The sequence below is a fragment of the uncultured Microbulbifer sp. genome, from assembly GCF_947489355.1.
In the GTDB taxonomy this organism is placed as follows: Bacteria; Pseudomonadota; Gammaproteobacteria; order Pseudomonadales; family Cellvibrionaceae; genus Microbulbifer.
The window spans coordinates 40839-58359 of the sequence record NZ_CANLDD010000025.1; the positions used below are offsets into that span (position 1 = coordinate 40839).

16 protein-coding genes and 3 pseudogenes are annotated in these 17521 nt (G+C 47.5%); 10 read left to right on the forward strand and 9 right to left on the reverse strand.

The annotated features are described in order from the left end of the window. The first annotated feature begins 75 nt into the window (after positions 1 to 75). From Q1A48_RS11700 to Q1A48_RS11720, 5 genes and pseudogenes are all read left to right on the forward strand, one after another. Positions 76 to 982 (forward strand): annotated as a pseudogene (locus tag Q1A48_RS11700) (transposase). A gap of 51 nt (positions 983 to 1033) precedes the next feature. Then, entirely contained in the window at positions 1034 to 1960 is a 927-nt protein-coding gene (locus Q1A48_RS11705; protein WP_299944933.1) for a MipA/OmpV family protein, read from the forward strand. Positions 1961 to 1971: 11 nt separating this feature from the next. Continuing rightward, positions 1972 to 2424, forward strand: a complete 453-nt coding sequence (locus Q1A48_RS11710; RefSeq protein ID WP_299944935.1) for a DUF3019 domain-containing protein — start codon at positions 1972 to 1974, stop codon at positions 2422 to 2424. A 45-nt stretch (positions 2425 to 2469) separates the two neighbouring features. Continuing rightward, positions 2470 to 3198: a response regulator transcription factor gene (locus Q1A48_RS11715; RefSeq protein ID WP_299944936.1), complete on the forward strand. Its 729-nt coding sequence runs from the start codon at positions 2470 to 2472 to the stop codon at positions 3196 to 3198. A 12-nt stretch (positions 3199 to 3210) separates the two neighbouring features. Beyond that, the gene (locus Q1A48_RS11720; RefSeq protein ID WP_299944938.1) at positions 3211 to 4530 is read left to right on the forward strand and encodes an ATP-binding protein; all 1320 of its coding nucleotides are present in this window, start codon (positions 3211 to 3213) and stop codon (positions 4528 to 4530) included. Positions 4531 to 5033: 503 nt separating this feature from the next. Here Q1A48_RS11720 and Q1A48_RS11725 read toward each other — a convergent pair. From Q1A48_RS11725 to Q1A48_RS11750, 6 genes and pseudogenes are all read right to left on the reverse strand, one after another. Next, a complete protein-coding gene (locus tag Q1A48_RS11725) occupies positions 5034 to 5876 on the reverse strand; it encodes a class I SAM-dependent methyltransferase (RefSeq protein ID WP_299944941.1) in 843 nt (280 codons plus the stop codon). 49 nt (positions 5877 to 5925) lie between these two features. Then, positions 5926 to 6501 carry an acyloxyacyl hydrolase gene (locus Q1A48_RS11730; protein ID WP_299944943.1) on the reverse strand — a complete coding sequence of 192 codons (576 nt, stop codon included), beginning with the start codon at positions 6499 to 6501 and terminating at the stop codon, positions 5926 to 5928. A 504-nt stretch (positions 6502 to 7005) separates the two neighbouring features. Further along, a pseudogene (locus tag Q1A48_RS11735) lies at positions 7006 to 7128 on the reverse strand (IS5/IS1182 family transposase); the annotation flags it as partial. Positions 7129 to 7295: 167 nt separating this feature from the next. Then, a complete protein-coding gene (locus tag Q1A48_RS11740) occupies positions 7296 to 9140 on the reverse strand; it encodes a serine hydrolase domain-containing protein (protein WP_299944944.1) in 1845 nt (614 codons plus the stop codon). Between the two features lie 976 nt (positions 9141 to 10116). Next, a complete protein-coding gene (locus Q1A48_RS11745) occupies positions 10117 to 11202 on the reverse strand; it encodes an IS5 family transposase (RefSeq protein WP_299944947.1) in 1086 nt (361 codons plus the stop codon). Positions 11203 to 11279: 77 nt separating this feature from the next. Continuing rightward, a complete protein-coding gene (locus tag Q1A48_RS11750) occupies positions 11280 to 11492 on the reverse strand; it encodes a hypothetical protein (RefSeq protein WP_299944950.1) in 213 nt (70 codons plus the stop codon). A gap of 366 nt (positions 11493 to 11858) precedes the next feature. Between Q1A48_RS11750 and Q1A48_RS11755 the strand changes: the two genes are divergently transcribed. From Q1A48_RS11755 to lldD, 5 genes and pseudogenes are all read left to right on the forward strand, one after another. Then, positions 11859 to 12233 (forward strand): hypothetical protein, encoded by a 375-nt coding sequence (locus Q1A48_RS11755; RefSeq protein WP_299944952.1) that lies wholly within the window; start codon positions 11859 to 11861, stop codon positions 12231 to 12233. A 181-nt stretch (positions 12234 to 12414) separates the two neighbouring features. Beyond that, positions 12415 to 13149 carry a hypothetical protein gene (locus Q1A48_RS11760; protein ID WP_299944954.1) on the forward strand — a complete coding sequence of 245 codons (735 nt, stop codon included), beginning with the start codon at positions 12415 to 12417 and terminating at the stop codon, positions 13147 to 13149. Positions 13150 to 13367: 218 nt separating this feature from the next. Then, positions 13368 to 13916: pseudogene (locus Q1A48_RS11765) on the forward strand (transposase); the annotation flags it as partial. Positions 13917 to 13951: 35 nt separating this feature from the next. After that, a complete protein-coding gene (locus Q1A48_RS11770) occupies positions 13952 to 14086 on the forward strand; it encodes a hypothetical protein (protein ID WP_299944955.1) in 135 nt (44 codons plus the stop codon). A 325-nt stretch (positions 14087 to 14411) separates the two neighbouring features. Continuing rightward, positions 14412 to 15551, forward strand: coding sequence for an FMN-dependent L-lactate dehydrogenase LldD (gene lldD / locus Q1A48_RS11775; RefSeq protein WP_299944958.1), 1140 nt, complete (start codon positions 14412 to 14414; stop codon positions 15549 to 15551). A gap of 285 nt (positions 15552 to 15836) precedes the next feature. Here lldD and Q1A48_RS11780 read toward each other — a convergent pair whose 3' ends face one another. The 3 genes from Q1A48_RS11780 to Q1A48_RS11790 are packed head-to-tail and all read right to left on the reverse strand — an operon-like array spanning position 15837 to position 17335. After that, positions 15837 to 16124 carry a hypothetical protein gene (locus Q1A48_RS11780; protein WP_299944961.1) on the reverse strand — a complete coding sequence of 96 codons (288 nt, stop codon included), beginning with the start codon at positions 16122 to 16124 and terminating at the stop codon, positions 15837 to 15839. A 35-nt stretch (positions 16125 to 16159) separates the two neighbouring features. Beyond that, entirely contained in the window at positions 16160 to 16696 is a 537-nt protein-coding gene (locus Q1A48_RS11785) for a hypothetical protein (RefSeq protein ID WP_299944964.1), read from the reverse strand. A gap of 6 nt (positions 16697 to 16702) precedes the next feature. Further along, positions 16703 to 17335, reverse strand: a complete 633-nt coding sequence (locus tag Q1A48_RS11790) for a hypothetical protein (RefSeq protein WP_299944967.1) — start codon at positions 17333 to 17335, stop codon at positions 16703 to 16705. Positions 17336 to 17521 lie beyond the last annotated feature (186 nt).

A 17521-nucleotide genomic window follows, 5' to 3' on the forward strand; every position in this document is an offset into this window, starting at 1 on the left:
CATAAATCAGGCTGGGCAGGGTAGCGTTCAGAATTCTGTGTCATCTCTTTATCATTAGCAAAAAAGAGATGACCTATGACCAAACCTACTTTCGATATGGATACTGCTTTCAAGGCGCTGCGTGAGGGCAAAGACCTCAGCGGCAAAGATGGCATCCTGCCCCCCTGATCAAACAGCTTACCGAAGCAGCTATGAGTGCTGAGCTGGAGGAGCACCTCGCCGGCGAGGACAAGCCCAACCTCAACAATGGCCATACATCCAAAACCATGAAAAGCCAGACAGACAACTTCGAGCTGCAGACATCGCGGGACCGAGCCGGCACCTTCGAGCCACAGATCGTCAAGAAGCATCAAACCCAGCTTACCGGCGAGTTAGAGCGCAAGATCATTGCCCGGTTCGCCTTGGGCAACAGTTATCAGGGCATCCGCACACACATTGCCGAAATCTACGGTATGGAACTCGCCAACGGAACCATCAACACCATTACAGACAAGTTGCTGCCTGAACTTCAGGCATGGCGCGAGCGCGATCTGGAGGCGGTTTATCCTATCGTCTGGCTCGACGCTATCCACTACAAAATCAAGGAAAATGGTCGTTATACTAGCAAGGCCATTTACACCATTCTTGGCCTGAACATCGAAGGCAAGACCCCAAGACCGAGATTCAGCACTGTGTCATCCACCAGATTCGCAACTCGATGAAGTACGTGGCCTCGAAGAACCAGAAGGTCTATATGGCCGACCTCAAGTGCGTCTACAAGGCGACAACGCTCAATGCTGCCGAGAACGCCTTGGACGAGTTGGAGGCCAAGTGGGGAGACAAATATCGGGTGGTGATCAAGCCCTGGCGAGCCAAGTGGCCCACCCTGACCTGGGTCGACTGGTTTAACCATCACCGCATTCTCAGGCCGATTGGCGATATGCCCCCATCCGAATACGAAAACCTGTATTATCAACAAGCTGAGTCTACCCAAGCGGTATGACCCAAATCAAATTGCCTCCGGCAAACCTAGGGTGATTTAGGGGAAAACACGATGACAAACTCTCATTGGGTACGCGCTGTATCACTTTCATGCGCCAGTTTAATCAGTTACTCACCTGTAGCAAATGCTCTTGATACTAATCAAGAGCCATTGATTGAAGTACAGAATGTAAATCAAACTCACACCTCGACCACGCCTAGGGAAGTCAGTGATTTTGGAAGTCAGAACGATGACTTTCAAGGTGGGTACTTAAAAGTAGGCTACGGTTACAAATCCGAAGTAGGTCCCTCTGATGATGAAGCCAAAGGTGGTACATTATTCGTGAGTGGTCGATATCAAGTAAAGTGGGGTTTTTTCATTGAAGCTGCTTCTGGCGCAAATAGGCTAGATCAAAGTATAAACGTTGGTTTCAACTTCTACAATACTGAGCAGTGGCAGTTTGACTTAACATCAGTACGTGCTCATGGGCGTAACAAATATGGCTACGGACAACCTGGGTTTCATCAAGAAGAAAAAATAAAAAGCTCAGAAATGCTGGGATTGAGGGCTACGGGGCTGTTTGAAAATCAATTATTGCAGCTTGTGGTTGCGCCATATTCGTTTAATGATGAGTATAATGATGGTGTATATGCGTCCTTATTTGCCTCTAATGCATGGCAAATAAAAAATTGGGAAGTTTACGCTTCTGCTGGGCTCGTATATCGCTCAGAAGAAATTCTGGATTATTATTACTCTACTACAGAGTTGCAAAGTCAATTGGATTTCCCCGATTATCAGGCAGGGGCCGGCATTGATTTTGTTGGGCAGATTGGTGCAAGCTACCCTATCAGTGAAAATCTATTGTTTGAAACTTATTATCGCTACACCAATATATCAAGCAGTATCACGGATAGCCCCATTATGAAACTAATTATTGCATCACCAGAAAGAAAAGAATATATCACTGAATTTGGCGTACTTTTTAGCTATGTATTTTAGTAGGGGAACTCATGAAACTTCTTATTAAAAACATCGCATTGCTGGTCCCTTTTACAATACTTCAAATCTTTGTTATTGCTTGGGTAGTATTTTTTTTGAGCGCCAATTCGTTTGCGCAAGTTGTGAATGATGCCAAGCCGTCGGCAACATTAAAACTCTCGCCCAAGCAGTGTATTGCGCTTCATCATGGTCAAACGTGCTATGTAGATATTGATGTGCAGTGGTCAGCAGGCAAAAAAGGGACGTACTGTCTTTTTTCTAATCAACAAGATTCACACCTGGCGTGCTGGTCAGAAGCGAGGCAAGGTCACTATGCAAAAGAAATTGCTTCAAATACTAATGTGACCTTCTATCTAACGAAAAAAGATGGCAAGCAGCAGGTACGATTGGTAGCTGCTGAATTGGAAATGGCATGGGTATATAAGAAAAACGTCCGATCAAGACTGTCTTGGCGTATGTTTTAACGGTTAATAAAATACTAACTCATCATAAAAGAGATAAGCACATCAGTGACTAACGCCACGTTACAAAGCTCAGGACATATTCTTCTGATTGAAGACGATGTTGACTTAGCCCAATGGATGCAGGACTACCTCGTTGCCAAGGGATACCAAGTAGATATCACAGGCTGTGGTCAGCAAGCGGTCGAACTTATACAAGCGCTTCATCCTGATGTGGTTATTCTCGATGGTATGTTGCCTAACTTGGACGGCGTTGATGTTTGTAAAGCGGTGCGGCCAAACTTTAAGAACGCGATTATTATGGTGACTGCGCGAGATGAAGAAATAGACGAGGTTTTGGGTCTTGAAATGGGCGCCGATGATTATTTGACAAAACCTGTACGAGCACGCGCCTTGCTCACGCGCATTCGCAAGTATATTGCTCGTCAACAAGAGTTAAACCATTATTTAATATCAAATAATGATGAAGGCCCGCTCGTCTTTAATCAACTTTGCATTGATAAGAAAGCCATGAAAGTTATCTTGCAGGACAAAGTGCTAAAAATTTCCTCCAATGAATTTAATCTGTTGTGGTTATTGGCAAGTAAAGCGGGGCAGCTCGTTTCTAGGAGCGAGTTGGTGAGTGAGCTGCGAGGATTTGAATATGATGGTTTTGATCGCTCAATAGATCTTAAAGTATCGCGACTGCGTAAAAAATTAGGTGATTGCCCAAGTGAGCCTCGTCGTATTGTAACGGTTTGGGGTAAAGGTTATCTCTTTGCCAAAGATGCCTGGTAGTGAAGGAGGTATATGCGCACTTTATTGTACTCATTGCTGTTATTTGTTTTTTTAGCTACTGCTGGTCTTGGTTGGCTGTTTGATTATTTGTATGAGCAAAATCATTCTCTGGTAAGAGATGTTGATAAGGCAAAAATGATAGAAGATTTAGGTTATCAATGGTCGAACTCACTGGCTAACTTTCCTTCGCGAGCGCAATATATTGAAAATTGGCAAGCTGCCATTAGCGAAAGGCCATCGGTGCAGGGTGAAACAGAACATCTGCCCTTTGAATTAGGTCTGTTAACAAAGGCCGATTTGCCTATGCCTAACCCGCTTGCACTTCAAATGGAGCAAGGTGAGCCCTTGCTGTTAGAGACAAAAAATAATTTAACATGGTATTTTCCTCTGAGGCAATCGCAAGAAGTATTATTGATAAAAGTGTCAAAATCCTATTTTTCACCTGCAATATCAACACGAGAATATGGCTTTACTATAGGTTTTTATATTGCGCTACTGCTTTTATTTTTCCTCTGGGCGTTTCCTTTAATACGACAATTATTGTCATTGAGGTACGCAACAAAACGTTTTGGTCAGGGTGAGCTGCAGCAACGAATTCCATCCAGAAAATTTTCTTATCTTAAAGAGATTGAGGCGGAATTTAACCAGATGGCACTTCGGATTGAAAGTTTGGTGGATGATGTAAAGTTACTGAGCAGTGCCGTATCACATGATTTACGAACGCCCCTGGCGCGTATTCGTTTTGGACTTGACACACTCGCCGAGGAAAATGATCCGATACTCAGGCAAAAGTATCAAGCAAAAATCAGCGATCATATTGACGATATGACAACCTTGGTTGAAACCTTGTTAACTTATGCCCGCTTAGACCAAATCATGGTGTCCTTACATAGTAATGCTATTGATTTAGTGCCATTGATTTATCAGTGCATTAAGGCGAATAATCAATTTGAAAGCAACATCTCATTTGCGCATGGGTCGCGTGAATTAAAGATTCAAGCTGATGCCTTTTACATTAAAATGATTATAAACAACCTTCTTCAAAATGCACTTACCTATGGAGGTGGGCAGGTACTCATCGAATGTATGAATGAAGGCAATTATTGCAAAATATATGTTCATGATAACGGTAAAGGCATTGATGTTTCGCTGCGAGAAAAAATAGTAAAGCCTTTTGTGCGTGGCCATCAGTATAAAACAAAAATTAGTGGCCATGGCATTGGATTAGCACTTGTCAAGCGCGTATTAGATTGGCATCAAGGACATTTAGTTATTGAAAATTCAACTAAGTTAACCGGTGCTTGCTTTATTGTTCTATTACTCACAGCTTAATCGCACTTACTACCGGGTCAGAAGCAAAGGCTACCCCTCTCCCAGGGCACGCTGTGAATACACCCTTGTACACTTATAATCGGCATCCATGCCTCATACGATCCTGGGAGAGGGGGATTCTTCCCTCCTGCGTTATTAATAAGTCTCCGTTGTAGGTCTTTGCGCAAAGAGATTGAGTGAAAGTGCAATAAGGAGTGACGCACCGAGTATGATTTTGAATGTCTTGTGCATGATTGTATTTCTTTCTCGTGTTCTATCATCTGTATTGACAGCTAAGCCCCAATTGCAATGTGGAATTGCAGATTATCTTACTGCCAATCGGCAGGCTTTTGCTATTACTGATTGGACAGGATCAGCGTAAAAGTATAGTCGTTTAGGCCGCACAGAGAATTCATGATATGATAGAGAAACCGAGAGATTCAAGGATGTTACCTTGCTACGGGAAAAGGGCACTCAATGCCACGAACAATGCACTAGTATGGACAAACTTTACCATTCATAAATTATTTCTTCCTGGTCAATACGATTAACCTATAGCTCTTATACTTTTGGAAATTCTCTGCGTTGCGTTGCTCCGAATATTTGAACTTGGCTTTGTCGATTTTTTTACGCAATAGCCATTTTATTAATCTATAGGTGAGTTTGTGCTTGTGAGAAAGAAAATTGTCGAGGGAGTTCGAGAAGGGTATAAGCCGCTGCACCAACATTTCGTTAACCAGGGTAAGGTTGGGGCTCAAGTTTTTCGTAACATCAATGTTTTCAGTCATTATGTAGCCGTTATCCGTGACGATTTCGTAGAACTGCCTCAGTGAGTGTCCTCCTTTTAAGGGGGATTTGCCCTTTGCATTGTCCTTTTTAAAAAAATCAAAAATGACCACTTTACCTTGGTCAATCAAAATTTTGTCAATCACCGAAAAGGCTTTCTGCATGTTGACGTACTGGTAGCTTTCGCTAAAAAATACTAATGTGTATTTTTCTTGTAGGCGAGTAACGGGCAAGTCTTCCAGTGGGCAAAAAAATACTTTGCCTCTATCGTGGTTAGCGAATGGTGAGACCTTCTTTCTCGCGATGCGAGCCATCCATTCGGAAGGAACCAGGCCGTCAACTCGGTGCCCTTGACTTAGAAGTTTCTGTGTAGTATTTCCTATGCCACAACCGATATCGAGTATTTTTCCCGCAGTCCCTTGAGTTATGATGTGCTTAAGTAGAAATTCCGTATGGTTTTCCTGCGCTCTCTGTAAGTTTTGGAAGGAGGGCTGCTCTCCTATTTCCCAAAAGCCGTAGTGTAAGTCTTCGACTTGAAATAGTTGTTGAGCGGCAACGAGACCGAATTCTTTGCTATCCATAGTTTGTTTCTAAATAAAATTTGTAGACTTATTTACTAGGCAATGCGATCTATAGAGGAACATCAAGCGAGATTCCAAGGAAGTTCTGCCCACTGTTGTTCTCGGTAATCGATGCATTTGAGAAGTGTCGAGCGAAGAGTTTGAGGTTGAAGTCGGAGAATTTTGTTCCAATAGCTAGCCGCTCCCCAAAGGTAAATATGGAGCCAATGCGTGACGATGGTTTTTTGAGATAAGCTCCAAGTGAAAAGCTTATATAGAAATTTTTCTTATCAATAAACAGATACTCCTCTGAGATTCCCATTAACAGTGTGTTAAAATTAGTCTTAGACTCTCCACTGCCTATTCTACAAGCGCTTTCTACGCAGCCCTGTCCGACAAGCCCTCCTAGCTCAAGGTTGAGATAAGTTGGAATATTGAACAGCATGCTGGGCGTCCGATAGGAAACGGAGCTGTAGTACAGGTTTTCAAAATTCGAATGGGCGAGACTGACTCCTGTCTCCACAACGATCTCTCCATTTTTAGCAAGAGTAAACTGCTTAAATCGGGTAGTAGTATCGATATCACTAGCAGCGACAGATGACATTGAAATAAGGGCAAAGAGAACAGAAATTCTTTTCAATCGCACAGGAACAACCTCTGCTTTTCAAGATATAAATTTGAGGCAGAGTCAACTTGGATTGCTGACAAGACCGCACACAGTGGGGATTTCGGGTCCGGAAATTTTCATCTCACGCTCTCCAGTTGTAGTGAAACTAAACTGTATGGGAAAACGGAGTTAAGAGACGTATCAGTTGGTCTTACATTGTATCGCTGTGTATCCAGCAGATGGGCAAGGCAGGGAACTGGCCTATTCTTGAGTGCTTGTTACTGGGCTTCAGTTATTAAGAGAAAGGGCAGAAGATTCTTTCTGGCAGGTTTGCTAAGAGCCTGAATCGATAGCCTTGCTATAGGAGGGAAGAATACCCCCTCTCCCAGGACCGTATGGGGCATGGAGGCCGATTTCGAGCGTACAGGGATGTATTTACAGTGCGTCCTGATGGAGGGGTATTCTTTCCTTATGACCCGGTAGTACGTCAATTCCCGTCCTAAAGAGTTGGGCAGATCCGAAGGCGTAGTCGAGCAACCAGTCGATACGCTGCAATGCCAAATTAAATTCCTGGCGAATCTTTCTCAGCGGGTGGGATTTCGGGGAAAATTCTTCCAGGTGAATAGTAGTGAACAAAGCTTCCTGCGTAATATCTGCACCGCGCATTCATTATCTCATTGTGGGGTATCGACCCGAGCATTGTACCAAAGCCAGCAAATACATGGGTCTATTTCAACAGCCTGCTAATGAGATACTGAATTGACCCATGAATAACAAGTCAGCTTGATTTTTTAGAGTCTAGCGCAACCGTCATACCACGGAGTTTACAGCTCCTACAGAATGGCAGGAGAGCTGTTTGTTTTCGTTACAATAAGCCCGGAATATTGAAGGTTTTCGTTCGAAAGCCGTTGAATAAGAGTACCCATATCTCGGCCGTATCCAGCGATTACAGCCAGCTCATCAGAAATAATTCTTAACGGTAACTCAATTTTACTTTTACCACGGGCTTGCATAGCTACCATAATTAAACCGCTATCTGGGTCGTGGTTTATAGAAAAATACTCAATATGTGCAATTGATCCAGTGGGATCCGAAACTTTATATTCACCAACACTATTGAGCCATGCATCTGGTATTGGTTTCACCTCTAATTGGGTTAACCGCATGATACGGAAGTTATTGATCGCGAGCCAAATCTGTGGCGATTCTTGTCCATTATCAGTAACAATCGTCATATCCCTAAGGTTTAGGAAGAAATTTGGAACAGGTATAAAGCCCAGTAACTTAGGGCTCAAGGAAAATATTCGACCGCCTTTTTGAGATTCGAGATCGAACTTAATTGATCCAATACGATCCAGTTTCATACGCAATTTTCTTTGTTTTGCTTCAATCTCCATCAAGCCCAACTCGGTAGCGTAATATCCTGCGAGTTTTTCTGGTTTAGCAGAATATAAGTGTGGAGTCGAAGTTGACACTTGGCTCGTTTTTGGTAGTGCTCCTGCGCGTGACTCATATGTGGAGATTAGCGCTACATCGGCGATACGGTCGGTAGAGGCACGGCCTTTATCCGAGACCGTGAGTACTACAACACCTAACTCTTCATCAGGCAAAAGAATTATCTCAGAGTGATATTGACCCATATCTCCGCCGTGAGAAACACTTAAAGGTAATCGTGAAGATGCGCTACCTAATGGTACTCCAGGTGGAGAAAGGAAAACGCCCAAACCCATTTGAACATCTCCATGTGTATTAGTGCCATCATTTTGAGCTGAATACATTGCTCTTAAAGTTTTCGCGCTCAAAGTACCTTCCGACTGGTTTAATAATGCTATTAAAAGGCTGCTTAGGTCTATTACACTCGACATTAACCCGCCAGCTGGTAAGTCTCGGACCACTGGATGATCAATACGCTCCATTACTATAAACTGCTCGTGTAATGCCCGCTCCATATTTGGGTTCAAAACAAAAGCAGTGTTCCTCATGCCAACCTTTTCAAGAATATTATGTTTTATATAGTCGGTGTAAGCCATGCCACTAGTGCGCTGCACAATAAGCCCTAAGAGGCTATAGCCTAAATTAGAGTAAATCATGGCTTCGCCAGGTTTGCTAACCAGGTGCAGGGGGTTTATTTGGGCAGGAAAATCTTCTAGCTCTAATGACCAATTGACTAATGTAGGGATTTCATCAATGTTATAGCGATAACCTGCCCAGTGATTGCTGGGAACACCAGAATAATGGGAAAGGAGGTCTCTGACAGTAGGTTGTATTCCAGAGCTATGATAAAAATCCAATTCAGGAATATAAATTGATAGGGCATCATCTAGGTCGAGTTTTCCTCGTTCTGCAAGTTGTTGGATGGCTATAGAAGTGAAGACTTTGGTCACCGAAGCGATGGGCAGAGGAGTATCTGAGTTGAGGTCTGTATCACCTTCCATTGATGCAAGGCCAAAACTTTTCGACCATATAATCCCAGTTTTATCAACTAAAGCTACGCTCACACCTTTTACATTCCCGCTGTCTAACTCCTGGCGGATAGCATCAGTGGTATAGCGAATAACATCCTCTGTTGTAAGTGCCGCGGCATACTCGCTTCGTTTTAATATAGGCGTTGTACAAGCACAGACCCCAAAGAAGATGATAGTGATAAGCCCAGCCAGGCGTGGAAATTTTGAAGCCATTTGTTACTCCCGCAATATAGTTTGATGCCATTTGTCACTGAAAATAGAGCCACAGAGAATCTATCAAGTTTTTGAAATACTAGATTAAACCACTTTGATCTGTCTGCAATGAGTAAGGATTCTTCGCGGTGGATTATAAACTATTGTCTATAGAATCAAAGTCGTCGTCAAGCCGTGAATAATAATAAGGACACGTTACTAAAAATTTCTGTGTTGGTTACAGACAATCAGTTCACCTTCGCAGAATACAGCTATTTGATTTGCCACTTTGATGGTACTTAACTTATGGGTAGGAATGATTGTCGTACAAGAACAGATAATTCATTTTAAAATTTACGTTATGTTATATTCGGTTTTCTTATCAGATTTCGACGTGGGTAAACAACTTCAGGAAACTCGAGTAGAATGCTTCGAATCAAGGGTAAATAGGTGGTTTATAATTCCTATCCCTGTAAGTAATTATCTCAGTAAATGCAAGTAGAGGGCGAACTATATTGCTGCGCTTGCTTGTTATCTGTGAGATAGGCTTTTGGGCTGTGCTCTTGATCGGATTGACCGCCCATTATTTACTTAAGTTGCGACGGACTGGTGCTGCATTGCTTATTTGCGTGCCACTTATAGATCTTGTTTTATTTGTAGCTGTGCTACTTGATTTGGCGCAGGAAGACGTAAAGGCGACCTATGCGCATGGACAGGTAGCGTTTTACAATTACTTTCGACCACAGTACGATTTGTTGGGCAGACAAGTGGTTTGCTTATAGATTCTCCAACGGGTCCCGACCCAAGCAGCTACCTTCTGGAGGTTGTGAGTATATCTTAACAGGCTGTTGAAATCCGGAAGTATTAGTTGGAAACATGTTTCTAACATGCCAAAAAAATCGAGGAAAAGCTGCTTTTTTCTATTTTGATGGATTTTTAATCGGCTTTTGGCTGAATACACGCCCCCTTAACGCTATTTTTGCTGCTTCTCCGTCCATTAAGCGGATCCCCTTTGTAAATTGCTTATTCGGGTTAGATTCCAACCGATAAAGGTGAGGGTAAATACCTCCTTGACCCGCGCTAACCCGCGGACTTTTACTTGGCGAATCAGGCCGATGGTTTTGCCCCAACCGAAACCCTCCTCAATTCGCTTGCGTACCTTCATGCTCGCTTGATACCCGCTGTGCCGAGTGGTGCGCTCGTCAATGGCGGAGCCACCGCGGCGCTTGGTATTTTGGGCCACATGCGGAGTTACATTGGCACCACGACAGGCGGCTACGAATCCCCGAGTGTCGTAACCTTTGTCTGCGCCAACGGTTTTGCGTCGTGAGCCCGGCAGCTCCGTCAGCATCTGCTCGGCTGCTTCCCGCTCAGCGCAGCCATTGGCTTGCGTTACCGCCGCCTGTACGATCAGGCCATTACGGTTTTCCATGGTGGTGTGACCCAAATAGGCCAGCTTGGCTTCAGCACCTTTGGATTTTTTGTACAGTCGAGCCTCTGGATCGGTGCGCGATTCGTGCGTTTCATTGCTGCGCTTTTCCTTGTGGAAGTCCCGCTCGCTGTTGCTGCCACTGCCCTCATCGTCGTCGCTGTCCTGCTTGCGACGAAAACTTTTCTGCGAGGCCCACGCCTTAATCAAGGTGCCATCAACGCTGAAATGCTCTTCCGACAACAGTTGCTTCTGCCTAGCTATCTGCACCACTTCTTCGAACAGGGTGGGAATAATGTCGTGGGCAAGCAGACGGTCACGATTCTTGCTGAAAGTGGAATGATTCCACACCTTGTCATCGATGCTGAGGCCAACGAACCAGCGGAATAATATGTTATAGCGCATCTGTTCCATCAACTGGCGTTCACTACGCACACTGAATAAAACCTGTAGCAATAGGGCTCGCAGTAATCGCTCCTGAGGAATGAACTCCTTGCCGTTCGGTGCATAGGCGCAGTCGAGCAACCAGTCGATACGCTGCAATGCCAAATTAAATTCCTGGCGAATCTTTCTCAGCGGGTGGGATTTCGGGACAAATTCTTCCAGGTGAACCGTGGTGAACAAAGCTTCCTGTGTAATATCTGCACCGCGCATACACTATCTCATTGTGGGGTATCGACCCGAGCATTGTACCAAAGCCAGTAAATACATGGGCCTATTTCAACAGACTGCTAGTTCTCCGTGCCTTCGGCCACGGCGGCAGCCTGTAGTGTTTCCACCTTGCCAGGTATTTGCCAAGAAGTGCCTGCGACGTTGTTGCGCACTTGGTTATCCATGGTGACGAAGGCACCGATCATCTTGTAAGCAAACTGGTCGGGGCTGCTATCCTGATCCAGATCAATGGGGTTTGCGTACCTGTGCGATACGCGCAATATCACCGACATAGATGCCGCTGTTCAGTTCATAAAATTGCTCGCCTTCTCCGGCGTTACTGATACCGCTGGCTTGTATGTATTCAACCCTGTTGCTTCCTTTATTAAGATTTATGAACCCCCTTGTGTGTAATGACCCGGTGCTCGGAATCAACACCGGCAGCATAGCTGATATTGCCCACGCCGACCTTGTACACGGTGCGCAGGCCGGCGCATTCGACCCGCTCGACGGCTTCCCAGTTACCTGAGTGCCCTGCAGGCCGCCTACCTCAATGAGTCCGCCACCCTATTTCGCCGCAAGGATTACCTCAACGGCAGCCACGCCGGTTTTATCCTCTCTGTGAGTGACGCCGCCCAGAAAAAAAGGATATCGACAATATGAGCGAGGCCCTGAAGCAATCCAAAGGCTCCGGCAACTTCCGCAACCTGTTCCTCTACAATCCCAATGGCAAAAAAGGCGGCATCCAGATAACCCCTATCAGCGAGGTCGCGGCCAAGGATGAATTTCTGCACATCAAAGACGCCAGCCGCGACGCCGTGCTCGCGGCACACCGCGTGCCGCCGCAACTGATGGACATCATCCACAAGAACAAAGCCGACTTTGGCGATGTGGAGAAAGCGACCCGGCTGTTTATCGAGAACGAACTCAAACCCCTGCAGGTCCGCTTTGCCGAACTCAACGAATGGATCGGCGAAACCGTGGTGCAGTTCCAGCCCTACCAGATCGACAGTGATAGCGAGCCGCACACTTAGCCCGCCTAAAGCGCTCTCGCCTCTTGGCCGTCCCGCGCGGCCTTTTTGCATGGCTTGGTCTGGGATTATTCCTGGTGGACTAAGAACTTCTCAATCCCTTTCTGGTCATATCTACCAACCTCGCGTTCATTAAGCACTTCTCGATATAGGACTTCGACCGGATCTACTATGGAAATGGTCTGTGATGCCGATGAACTTCAGCTCAACGATTTCTTTGGCCACTACCACCAAGCTGTCGGATACCAGGCGCCTAGTGATTTCCCTGGCTATTGCGCTGGGCTTGCATGCTGTGCTGATTGCTATTCCAGCATCACTGGCTCCGCAGGATCGCGATATGGTGGCAGGCAAACAATTTTCCCTGCAAATTAAGCTGGTAAACCATAAAAAGACTAGGCCGGCGGCCAATAACGGCCTATCGCCCACCCAGCACAACCCCCGGAAGCTCGTGGAACAGAGTAAGCCCAAGCCCAAAGCTGAGCGTCGTAGTACAGAAAGATCCAGCCAACCTGGCGCCGCTCCCCACTCAACTCTTTACGAACCCAGTACGGAGTCTCAGGACGAGCCACCGCCAAAATTCGAAACCTATACGCCGACAGAGACTTGGCCTATGGGGATACCCGCTGATTCCTATGGAGACAAAAGTCGATCCACGGTTTTCAATCCGAAATTAAGAAAGAGACTGGATCTGGAGCGCAATAAAATTCGAAAATTTGAGTCTGCAGACACCGAATATGCGACTACCACTGGTACCGGTAGCCGCTTTGTTCGGCAGGGAGATCGCTGTTGGGATGTCAAGAAAACGAACCCCGATGGCATTGGTAGTGATTCGACCCTATGGTTCGGAAGCAAATGCCCCGGTGTCTCAAGATCCCAGGCTGAAATTGATCAGCTGGCAGAAAAGTATGGAATACCATGAATTCACAGGACGGCTGCAAATTGTAACTTTGACTGTCCTGAAATGGCGCGTGTGAATGGTGGAATCGATGGAAAACTTCTTGTCCAAGACTGACCATGCCCCCCAGCCTGCTGCAGACCCCGCGCCGCCTCGGCGGGGGCTGCGTGGGGATTGATGGGGGCTGACGAACGACACAAAACGACGCACGATCAAGGGTAAGGAGAAAGGGGCCGGGGTGCCGTGAGGGCAAAGACCTCAGCGACAAAGATGGCATCCTGGCTCCTCTGATCAAACAGCTCACCGAAGCAGCCATGAATGCCGAGCTGGAGGAGCACCTCGCCGGCGAGGACAGGCCCAACCGCAAAAATGGCCATACATCCAAGACCATGAAAAGCCCGACGGGCAGCTTCGAGCTGCAGACACCACGGGACCGCGCCGGCACCTTCGAGCCAAAGATCGTCAAGAAGCATCAAACCCAGCTTACCGACGAGCTGGAGCGCAAGATCATCGCCCTGTTCGCCTTGGGCAACAGCTATCAGGACATCCGCACACACATTGCCGAAATCTACGGTATGGAACTCTCCAACGGTACCATCAACACCGTTACTGACAAGCTGCTGCCTGAACTTCAGGCATGGCGTGAGCGCGATCTGGAGGCGGTTTATCCTATCGTCTGGCTTGACGCTATCCACTACAAAATCAAGGAAAATGGCCGTTATACCAGCAAGGCCATTTACACCATTCTTGGCCTGAACATCGAAGGCAAGAAAGAGTTGTTGGGCCTCTACGCCCGGCGCGAAGGCTGATCCAGCGCAGCGGCGCGGTGAGCGGTGCACCGGATTGCACCCGGCAGCACGGAGGGCCGGTACTCCACCGCAGCAATGGTGCCGAGACGGATCAGGTTGGCGAGCAGGCGGTACAGTTCGGTGATCGGGTCCATGGGGGCATGGTGCGGTAGCCGGGCGGCTGCCGCAGTGGGGCAGGTTGGTAGCGGGAGTGATTACAAGCTAGAGCCCCTGTCGCGCATTTTTCTTTGGTACCATAAGGCCAGTAAAAATCCGCTCGACCCTCGCCCGGAGGAGCTACAAAAAGACAAGAAAGGGGCCGCAAACCAGGGTCGGTGTTTGCTTGTGAATGGTCAACAAGAGATTTAATCTCACTCTAGCCCTGCGAATGTGGAAATACCAGCAGAGCCGCGAGTAGCAGCGCCTCCCCCTTTAAGGTATCGACCATACTAGGGCACTGAAGAAAGGCGTTGTATTACAATTTTTCAGGATTAAAATATGATTATCTCTGCTCCCACCGACTATCGTGCCGCTGCCAAAGCGAAATTGCCTCCATTTCTTTTTCATTATATTGATGGCGGTTCTTACTGTGAGCATACATTAAGAAAAAACACGGAAGATCTTGCTGAGCTTGCGCTTAAACAGCGCGTATTAAAGAACATGGAAGAACTAAGCCTTGAAACTGAGCTTTTCGGTGAGAAATTCGCTATGCCAATCGCACTTGCGCCGGTTGGCTTAACAGGCATGTATGCACGCAGAGGTGAGGTACAAGCGGCAAAGGCTGCGGAGAATAAAGACATTCCTTTTACTATGTCTACGGTTTCGGTCTGCCCGATAGAAGAAGTCGCCCCCGCCCTTGAACGTCCAATGTGGTTTCAATTGTACGTTCTTAAAGATCGCGGTTTCATGAAAAATGTGTTAGAGCGTGCGAAAAAAGCCGGCGTTACCACTTTAGTATTTACCGTTGATATGCCTGTACCAGGCACTCGTTACCGCGACATGCACTCGGGTATGAGCGGACCTAATGCGGTTGTACGTCGAGCGTTCCAAGCAATGCTTCATCCTAGCTGGGCATTTGAGGTGGGTTTGCTTGGTAAACCACACGACCTGGGTAATATCTCTACATATCGTGGTGAACCTAACAGGTTAGAAGATTACATAGGATGGATTGAAGATAACTTCGATCCTTCAATTTCCTGGAAGGACTTAGAGTGGATTCGTGAATTTTGGAATGGCCCGATGATAATTAAAGGCATTCTGGATAAGCAGGATGCCAAAGATGCGGTCTCTTTTGGCGCAGACGGTATTGTGGTATCTAATCATGGTGGTCGTCAGCTCGACGGCGTTCTCTCCACAGTAAAGGCGTTTCCCAGTATCGCTGACACAGTTAAAGGCGAACTTAAACTCTTTGTCGACTCCGGAATCAGGACCGGTCTAGACGTGGTTCGCATGCTTGCACTGGGCGCGGATTGTACTCTGCTAGGGCGCTCTTATATCTACGCATTGGCTGCACAGGGTCAAATTGGCGTTGAAAAAATTCTCGACTTATACGAAAACGAGATGCGTGTCGCAATGACCTTGATGGGAGCTAAAAACATTAGAGACTTGAACCAAGATTCACTGGTTGAGTTTCAGTAATTTCTAAAGCTATTAGGTTCTCCTTCAAAGGACTTTCACCGCATTCTTTCATGCCCATGCTGGGCCTACACAGGAAACGGCAATTCGTCTCTATGGAGCCGGACGTCAACATTGAACGAGCGGCCTAAGATGATGAATAACCTTGATCTGCGGCTAGGCGGGCAGCATCCAATTTGGATTCCAAGGAGAAGGAACGACGTTGTCTACACATTGAATACCTCAGTTTCAGTATTAGAAGTCTTCCCCCTGGCAGGTGGCCGTAACTCGCACCACCTTGTCGATCAGTCAACTGCCATTCTTTCTGCGGATACGTACTCGGATATCCGCTTTTTTGGTAATCGTCAGTTTATACGACAGCATTTTTGCGGTCACTCCGGCCGTGCGCGTGCCGTTGATGGTGTACGCCGTGGCCAGGTCCGCCGAGCCGTGGATAATTTCACTGGAAGCGGAATCAAAGCGTACCTCGAAACCATCCCCCACGGTGCTGCTGGCGGGCTCCACAAAATAGGCACCACCGCGCGTAGTACTATTGCGGTAAACCCCCACATAAGCGTGCACAGTGGATGACGACACATCGACGTTAGAGTGATCTTTGATCGCCGCAGGGTTCAGCCTGTAGTTGGTAAAGGCGATGGTGATTTTACGGTGGTGAGGGTTCTGCCGGTGTTGTCTGTAATCACACACCGGTATACGGATGACGTGGAGACACCGGCAGCGACTCGCTGGAACGTGGTGCTTGCGCTGCCCTGGTTCACCACCGTCAATACCGTGCCGCTGACCCGTGTCCAAGTGTAGGTGTACGGTGCTTCGCCGCCGCTAACACCGGCGGGGAAAATGTCGCTGGTGAGGGTGGTATTGCCGGTGCCAGTGGCGTGTTTGCTGGAACTGGTGCGGGACAGGGTGGCATCGCAGATGGGCGTGTAGTAACTGGTCGTGCCCCTGGCGGCCCACAGGGTGTTCAGGTCGGCAGCGCTGGCGAGCTGCAGCGCGGCGGCGCTGCCGTAGGACAACGACGCATACCGCTGGTTCAGGTCCTGGCCATCGCTAGTCTGGTAGCCGGTGGCCGCCAGTTTGCTGCCCTCCACATAAAGATCAAATACCGTATTCAGGTCGGCGCCGCTACTGTTCTGATAACCGCAGGCCATGCTGCACTAATCTCCGTCGGGTCTGGGTGGATTTTCGTCCAGGGTATCCGCATTGAGGCCCTTGTCGGGGCCCTGATCTTGGGTGGCGGCGTTGCCGAGGCCCAGGTGCTCTCGTGCAGCATTAGCGGTTTCCTGGGCCAACAGGGTTTTGCAAAAATCTGTGTGGGCGCCCTCGCCAAAGCAACTACCCAGCGCGGCTTTGCGGCCTTTGGGTGTAGAGGCAATGCTCCGCTCGGTGCCGGCGATCCCCTCTTCCTCTGTGGCGAGCGCCACCACGCCGGGGGTGTCGGTGGTGGCCGGCGGGTTAATCCAGCTAGTGTCGCCGAAGCTGAGCGCGGTGCCGTCCAGGTCGGTAAAACAGATATCCGTTGCCAGCAACAGGGTGGCCTGGGTGGATTTTTCCAGAATCACACCGCTTTGGCCGTAGAGTGCAAACAGGATACTGTCTTCCAGGTAAAGACCGAAGCCGAGCAGGGTGTAGGTATCCGGGCCGTCGTCCTGAATGGTGATGTGCAGGGCGGCCACCTCCAGAATTGTATAGGCGGGGTCCGCCTCCGTCAGAGCGTCGAAGGTGGGATCGCGGCCCTGCAGATCGGACAGTATGGCGCTGAAGATGAACTCGAAATCGAGTGCTTCCACAATGGCCGGCTCAGGGAATCGGGAGAGATCGACAGCGGTAAAGGTAGGTTATTGTCAATTCTGGTGTTCAACAAGCCTGATCAAGCAGCGCTCTGGTCGGCTGTTGTGTATTAGTTCAGACCAAATCTGACACATCTCCTTGAAAAGAAGGGGTTTACCGGTTTTGATGAAGGTGACAAAACCTGA